At 50.7% G+C, this 6896-nt stretch carries 8 protein-coding genes and 1 pseudogene; 6 read left to right on the top strand and 3 right to left on the bottom strand.

The window, feature by feature from the left end:
• Positions 1–235, top strand: a pseudogene (locus V6E55_RS15145) (hypothetical protein); the annotation flags it as partial.
• A 28-nt stretch (positions 236–263) separates the two neighbouring features.
• On the opposite strand, the gene V6E55_RS15140 reads toward V6E55_RS15145, so the two are convergent.
• Positions 264–455, bottom strand: a complete 192-nt coding sequence (locus V6E55_RS15140; protein WP_316943240.1) for a toxin-antitoxin system HicB family antitoxin — start codon at positions 453–455, stop codon at positions 264–266.
• Positions 456–580: 125 nt separating this feature from the next.
• Here V6E55_RS15140 and V6E55_RS15135 point away from each other — a divergent pair, with 125 nt between their 5' ends.
• From V6E55_RS15135 to V6E55_RS15125, 3 genes are all read left to right on the top strand, one after another.
• Entirely contained in the window at positions 581–922 is a 342-nt protein-coding gene (locus V6E55_RS15135) for a SymE family type I addiction module toxin (protein ID WP_316943238.1), read from the top strand.
• Positions 923–980: 58 nt separating this feature from the next.
• On the top strand, positions 981–2009 hold the full coding sequence (locus tag V6E55_RS15130) for a virulence RhuM family protein (RefSeq protein ID WP_316943237.1): 1029 nt from the start codon (positions 981–983) through the stop codon (positions 2007–2009).
• A 443-nt stretch (positions 2010–2452) separates the two neighbouring features.
• Complete coding sequence (locus V6E55_RS15125; RefSeq protein ID WP_316943236.1) at positions 2453–3040, top strand: hypothetical protein; 588 nt, start codon at positions 2453–2455, stop codon at positions 3038–3040.
• Positions 3041–3071: 31 nt separating this feature from the next.
• Here the strand turns inward: V6E55_RS15125 and V6E55_RS15120 are convergent, their stop codons facing one another.
• Both V6E55_RS15120 and V6E55_RS15115 read right to left on the bottom strand, forming a co-directional pair.
• The gene (locus V6E55_RS15120) at positions 3072–3515 is read right to left on the bottom strand and encodes an acetyltransferase (protein ID WP_316943235.1); all 444 of its coding nucleotides are present in this window, start codon (positions 3513–3515) and stop codon (positions 3072–3074) included.
• A 282-nt stretch (positions 3516–3797) separates the two neighbouring features.
• Positions 3798–4844, bottom strand: coding sequence for a class I SAM-dependent methyltransferase (locus tag V6E55_RS15115; RefSeq protein ID WP_316943234.1), 1047 nt, complete (start codon positions 4842–4844; stop codon positions 3798–3800).
• 199 nt (positions 4845–5043) lie between these two features.
• Here V6E55_RS15115 and V6E55_RS15110 point away from each other — a divergent pair, with 199 nt between their 5' ends.
• Both V6E55_RS15110 and V6E55_RS15105 read left to right on the top strand, forming a co-directional pair.
• A complete protein-coding gene (locus V6E55_RS15110; RefSeq protein WP_316943233.1) occupies positions 5044–5772 on the top strand; it encodes a MerR family transcriptional regulator in 729 nt (242 codons plus the stop codon).
• A gap of 102 nt (positions 5773–5874) precedes the next feature.
• A complete protein-coding gene (locus tag V6E55_RS15105; RefSeq protein ID WP_316943232.1) occupies positions 5875–6834 on the top strand; it encodes a YbgA family protein in 960 nt (319 codons plus the stop codon).
• Positions 6835–6896 lie beyond the last annotated feature (62 nt).

The following is a 6896-nucleotide window of genomic DNA, read 5'->3' as shown; positions in this document are numbered from 1 at the left end:
CGGCCCAGATCCGCGAAATTTTAATCAGCGAGTCAGCTTGGGAAGAAATGACCTGCTTATTCGCACCTTCCCTAGAGAAATATCTGATGGTGAAAAAAAATTATTAACTTTAGTTGCTAATGGCGATGAAGAGTTTGTAAAGGAAAAGCTTCCTTTATTAGCCGATAAAAAATACATTGTATATGCAAATAATCCAGACGAAATTGCAGAACAGTTACATAACCTTTTGAGATAGCATATAAATAATTCGTTCAGTCGCCACTTTAGCCTTCTGGTTTAATTCCCTTCTTTCTCAACGCTTCCCTCGCCAGCTCCTTCAACCAGCTGGCGAGACTCACCCCTTCCTCAGCCGCCACAGCATCCAACTGCTCCTTCAATGCCGGATCAATACGCATCTTAAATTGCGGAGATTGCCCGCCGCCTTTTGGTTTTTTTTCGCGCGATATGATTGACATGAGGCCACCTATCCATCTACTCTGACACACATAGGAGGCCACCTAACCCTCCTTTACTTGCAACGCCCCGATGTGCGGGAACACAAACGGAGCGTCTAACCTCACCAACTATCAAGGAGTTGATTATGGCTGATTTGCATTCTACCCCAGACACCGACCAATCCGGAACCGAGCGTTCGTTAATTGTGGGATACCGCCCGAATGTTTTCGACAAATCCACGCCCAATATCATTCTGTCCGGCAAGTGGCTGCGCGCGGCGGGTTTTGATACCGGACATCAGGTCACGGTAAAGGTTATGAAGGGTTGCATCGTTCTGGTGGCGTATAACGAGCAGGAACAACGGTTGCAGGATGATTATAAGCGGACGAAAGCAAAGCTCGTTGAGATAGAGGACGCACTTGCAGCGATCCAAACTCCGCGTCCTGGAAAGCACCTCGCAAAATCAAATACAAACCACCTGGCTTAGCGGCTGTTTCTGGCATACTACGGGCTTACAGGCATCAACCTTATGACGCGGAGGCAGCATGACATATGAAGAATTAATAAATTCACCAGCCGGTGAGTTCGTCATGTTTGCCAGCAAAGATGGAAAAGTTCGCATTGAATGCCGCTTCGAAAGCGATACGTTGTGGCTCTCACAGGCCACGATCTGTGAGTTGTACGGCAAAGCCAAAGCAACGATCAGTGGGCATATCAAGAATATTTTTGATGAGGGTGAACTGGTCGAAAATTCAGTTGTTCGGTTTTACCGAACAACTGCCAGCGATGGTAAAGTATATAACGTTCAATATTTTAGCCTGCCCGTCATTCTCGCCATCGGCTATCGCGTCCGCTCCACGCGAGGCACACAGTTCCGACAGTGGGCCACCCAAATGCTACAGGAATACCTGGTCAAAGGCTTCGTGATGGACGACGAACGCCTGAAAAATCCACCTGTCGGATCATCCGCCGTGCCTGACTATTTCGATGAAATGCTGGAACGCATTCGCGATATACGGGCTAGCGAACGCCGGGTCTATCTCCGCGTGAAAGAAATTTTTGCGCTAGCCGCCGATTATCAGCCGTCTCTCAAAGAAACTACGGAATTCTTCCAGACTATCCAGAATAAACTGCATTTTGCCTGCACGGGTCATACCGCTGCTGAGTTGATTCACCAACGTGCGGACGCCACTCAACCGCATATGGGGCTGACCAGCTATAAAGGCGAAGAAGTCCGTAAAAGCGATATCACTACCGCAAAAAATTATCTGTCTCAGGATGAAGTGAGCGAGCTTAATCGCGTTGTGAATATGTGGCTGGATTTTGCTGAAGATCAGGCCAAACGCCGTAAGCAGGTATTTTTACAAGACTGGCAAACCAAGCTCGATCAGTTCCTGCAATTTAACGACCGGGACGTTTTAGAAGGAGCAGGCAAAATCAGCAAGAAAGTGGCTGATGAAAAGGCGTGCTCAGAATTCATAGAGTTTGAAAAAAAGCAGCGCCTGCTGAAAGAAGCCGAAGGTGAGAAAGATATCGTCGGCTTATTAAAATGGGATAAGCAGGCTAAACGATAACCCCGATACAAATGCATTATTGAGTGATATTCAGCATTTCAATACTTGATGCTGTTTTTTATCATTATTTTTGCAATGGAAGAATAATGATAAATAAAACTTATAATTTTTTAACATCAATTGGCACCACCCATATCTCTCAACGATAACTTTCTATTTGACCAGACAACGTTTTTTAGAATTCCTGTTTTGAAATGTAAGTCACAATTTAAACGACTAATGAAGAGTAGTTTCCCTCAGTCTATAAAAGATCGTGAGGGTTCAATAGAAGTGATTGAATTTATGCACTCGTTCGAACAACCTGGAGAAAAAATCTCCGGGAAAATCACAGCAAGTGGTAAAAGCAGTCTGCACGCTGATGACTCTTCAGAAGGCTGCATCATTGCTCCTCTTAGTGCCAGAAGGAGTATCTGGAAAAGCAACGATACGGTATTGATTGTCAAATGAAGCGTTTATTTTGTTTATTGCCATTAGTCGTTGCAGTCAGTTCGCAAGTATCAGCAACTGAAATGTCCGGCTTCGCGACTCAGTATTACCAGGATGACGGAACGCTGCCGGAAATATCAACAACATTCCCCCTCTTCCCAACCATCACCATCGGTCAAAAAACCGTCCAGATGGAGGTTACTCACCTGTCAGATATCACCAGTACCCCCGTTGAGAAAGACAGTTCTGCGCACTGGATCTGCCTTCATGACGACGATGGCACGAACTACTGGTTCATTTCTGATAATGAAATGGGGGCAGGGTTGTTAACGGCACTCGCTATAGCCAGGGACGGCACGCATAAAGAGTGTGTGACAACATCAGAACCTGTCAGAGTCTCCGTCGCTAACGTGCCATTGTTTAATGCAACTCACGGAAAATTAGTCAGGCTGTTCGGTACGAAAGAGATCGCTAAAATGAAAGCGATGCTTTTTTATCAGGAGACGCCAGTCCAGGGTGGATTTGTTCAGAGTAATACTGTCACTTATTACTTCGATGGTGAAAAAGTGCGTGGTGTTATTATTGGGCAAATTACCAGTAACTAGCTCGCAGACTTCCTCTTCCACAGAGAGGGAGTTAAGCCTGCCCACCCAACCGCATATGCAACAACGGAAACGGATTCCCCTGCCCGTCCAGCTCTGAGCGGCCAACCTGCTCAAACCCCATATGGTGATAAAATTCCACCCCCTGCGGGTTTTGCTCGTTAACATCCACCTCATTCACGCCAAACTCTGCAATGGCGTGTTGTAGCAGTAATTTCCCGACGCCCTTCCCCCGGCTCGCATGATCAACAAACAACATTTCAATGCGATTTTCATCGACGCCTAAAAAGCCGTGAATAACGCCTGCGTTATCTTCAGCAATAACGACCTTGAGGTTAGGTAAATACGCATTGAGCAATAACGGGCGCAGCGCCGCAATATCGCTTTCCTGTAAAAAGTGGTGGGTGGCGCGGACGGAAGATTCCCAGATCGCGACCAGACGTTCGAAGTGTGCGGGGAGTGCGGTTTCTATTTTCATGGGGGGATCATTATAGGGCGCGGCGATTAAATCAAGTATCCAGAAGCATGGAGGCAATAAACTGAAGACCTTAAATGAATCGTACCTGTGAAAGTCGAAAGCGTATCAAGGAAATGGCCCATAAGTTTGTTCAGGAGACTGGGCAGCAGATAGAGCATAAAAAGCAAGAGTCCCCAACAGACATTGAGAATAAAGAAACCAGTTAATCCTTCATGGCAGTTGTTCGGGTAAACCGAACAACTGAGGAACGGTAAATATTGTAGCGCCCTGTCCACCCTCACCCTAGCCCTCTCCCGAAGGGAGAGGGAACTGGCCGTGCGGTTTGTCATCCCCCACCCTGATTTCCATCACCGCATATACCCCATCCTTCGGCACCACAACGGTGACGTTTTCCACCGGCACACCCGCTGCAATATGAATATCCTGCAACTGTTGCAGTGTCCTTGGGTAAATATCCTCCCAGCCAATACCCCGCAGCACAAAATCAATCTGCGGGCTGCTGGTCAGCATGTTCGACACAATCACCGCGCCGCCGGGCTTGACCAGCCGCAGCACGCGCTGGAGAAAAATCACCGCATCGGCATCATTGAAGTATTCGAAAATCCCCAGCGCATCGACCAGTTCTGCCTGGTGCTCACCCAGCTCCAGCAGTAAGTCCTCGTTACGCACCAGCGTGTGCAACAAGTTGCGTCTGAGCAGGGTCAGCTGTTCACCCACAACAATACCTTCCTGCGCCGCCATGGTTTCGGCCCAACTAAGCGCCACAGGGTCTTTATCCACCAGCGTGAGATAAACCTGCTGACCGTCGAGCCTGGCCTCGCGCAGCGCCTCCAGCACCGGAATAGCGGCCCCACTCGCCAGGCTGACCCAGTTGTTCTCACTTTCGTTATGAATGTACTTTTCCACCAGCGCGGCCAGCACTCTGGCACGGGAGCGCACACCAACCGCATCGTTAGCGTGGATAAACCACTGGCGGCTGTCGCTGTCCATTTTTGTTCCGTCAGGCAGGCGGTCTTCCAGCGGGTTTTGCACTACAAACAACGCCAGCGCGGAGGGCACCAGCCGGGTTCGCCACGCGGTAAGCGCCGGGCGGTTACGAAAAGCCTGTTCGGAATAACGGTTTTGAGGGACAAGCACGGCCTGCCCGCCTTCTTCATATTCAATTAACGGAGGCCGGAGCGCTGGCTCGTCTTTCAGTGCCCGGTCAAGCGTAGTGATCTCACGGACAGCATCGTCTTTCATCGGCCACTGGTCGCTGACATCGGGAAATGACGCACTGAAAATCGTCATATTTTCCGGCGCGTCGCCGCGAAAAGGCTGCCAGTTCATCTCATTGTCTCCCGTTACGCTGATAACAAAAGTCTATCCAGGCAGGCCAGTAATACCCTACGAAGAAAGCACGATCTTCACTACTTCACCCACACCCGCGGAGCAAACCCAGAACCCAAACGGCACACTTTTCGGCGCTTCATCCCGTCCGGGAAAATTCGTAGTATATTGAGAATATTCCTCCACTCTGGACACGAGCATGGCTTACTCCATCGGCGAATTCGCCAGACTCAGCGGCATCACCGCTACCACGTTGCGTGCGTGGCAGCGTCGCTATGGTTTACTCAAACCACAGCGCACGGATGGTGGTCACCGCCAGTACAGTGATGAAGACGTCCAGCAGGCGCTAAAAATCCTCGACTGGGTAAAAAAAGGCGTCCCGATTGGCCAGGTCAAACCCCTGCTGGAACGCCCGACACCGGGTAGGACCAATAACTGGCAAACTCTGCAACAGAACATGCTGCAACGCCTGCAGGACGGCAAAATCGAGTCCCTGCGCCAGATGATTTACGACGCCGGACGCGAATACCCGAGGCCAGAACTGGTCGCGAACGTACTGCGCCCCTTGCGTAGCCAGGTCTCCGCTAACGTCGCCGCTGCCATGACCCTGCGCGCGATCCTCGATGGCATCATCATCGCCTATACCTCCTTCTGCCTCGAAGGTGATAAAAAAGCGCCGGGCGATAATATTCTGCTCAGTGGCTGGCATCTGAACGATGCATGCGAGATCTGGCTCGAAGCCTTAACGCGCACCGGCCAGGGCCACCGGATCGACATTCTGCCCTCGCCTCCTGCCACGCTGGCACCTGAAATATTCCCGGATCGTAAATGGCTTCTGGTGACCAGCGGGAAACTCACCGCCGCAGGCAAAAAACAGCTTGAACAGTGGCAGCAGCACGTCTCCATTGAGGTCATCACCCTCAAATAAAATCCATTTAAATTCAATATCAACACAAAACACCTTCACCAAAACTTGGACAAATAATCAATATTGTGTAAGTTTTAAGTATTGGATCTGGAGGTGTTCACCATGACAAAAAAACCTGTGCTGGGTATTAGCGGATGTTTGACCGGTTCCGCCGTTCGCTTTGACGGCGGGCATAAACGTATGGGTTTTGTCATGGACGAGCTGGCCCAGTGGGTCAGCTTCAAACCGGTCTGCCCTGAAATGGCGATTGGCCTGCCTACGCCACGCCCTGCCATACGTTTAACGCTGACAGAAAACGGTGAAACGCAACTGCGTTTCAGCAAGCCACCCCATGAGAACCTCACACAAAAAATGGTCGACTTTGCGACGGATTATCTACCTAAAATCGGCGATCTGGCGGGGTTCATTGTCTGCGCAAAATCCCCAAGCTGCGGCATGGAACGCGTGCGGCTGTATGACGAAAACGGCAACCGGGGCCGCAAGGAGGGTGTCGGGCTGTTCACCGCCGCGCTCCTTGAAACCTGGCCGTGGCTGCCCGTGGAAGAAGACGGACGCCTGCACGATCCGGTTCTGCGGGAAAACTTTATCGAGCGCGTTTTTGCCCTGCATGAGCTGAACACCCTGCGAGCCAACGGCCTGACGCGCCGCGCGCTGCTGGATTTCCACAGCCGCTATAAGCTCCAGCTGCTGGCGCACCATCAGGCGGGTTATCGCGAAATCGGCCCGTTTGTTGCGTCGCTGCACGAGTGGGAAGACCTGGACGCCTTCTTCGTGGCGTACCGGGAAAAGCTGATGACGATCCTGAAAAAACCCGCCTCGCGGAAGAATCACACCAACGTGTTGATGCATATTCAGGGATATTTCCGTAACCAGCTGAACAGCCGCCAGCGTGGCGAACTGCGCGATGTGATCCTGCACTATCGTAACGGGCAGTTGCCCATCCTCGCGCCGCTGACTCTGCTCAAACACTACATGGCCGAATACCCTGACCGGTATCTGATGACGCAAAACTACTTTGATCCCTATCCTGATGATTTGGGTCTGCGTCTGGCAGTAACGTGATGATAAAAATGCGAAGGCCCCCGTGACCTATAGAGGCCCAAAGCAGTACCCCGTTTAGACGA

This window comes from Enterobacter sp. 342, from assembly GCF_036663495.1.
Classification (GTDB): domain Bacteria; phylum Pseudomonadota; class Gammaproteobacteria; order Enterobacterales; family Enterobacteriaceae; genus Enterobacter.
The sequence above is the reverse complement of the archived record's forward strand: the minus strand, read 5'-3'. Positions and strand labels throughout refer to the sequence as shown.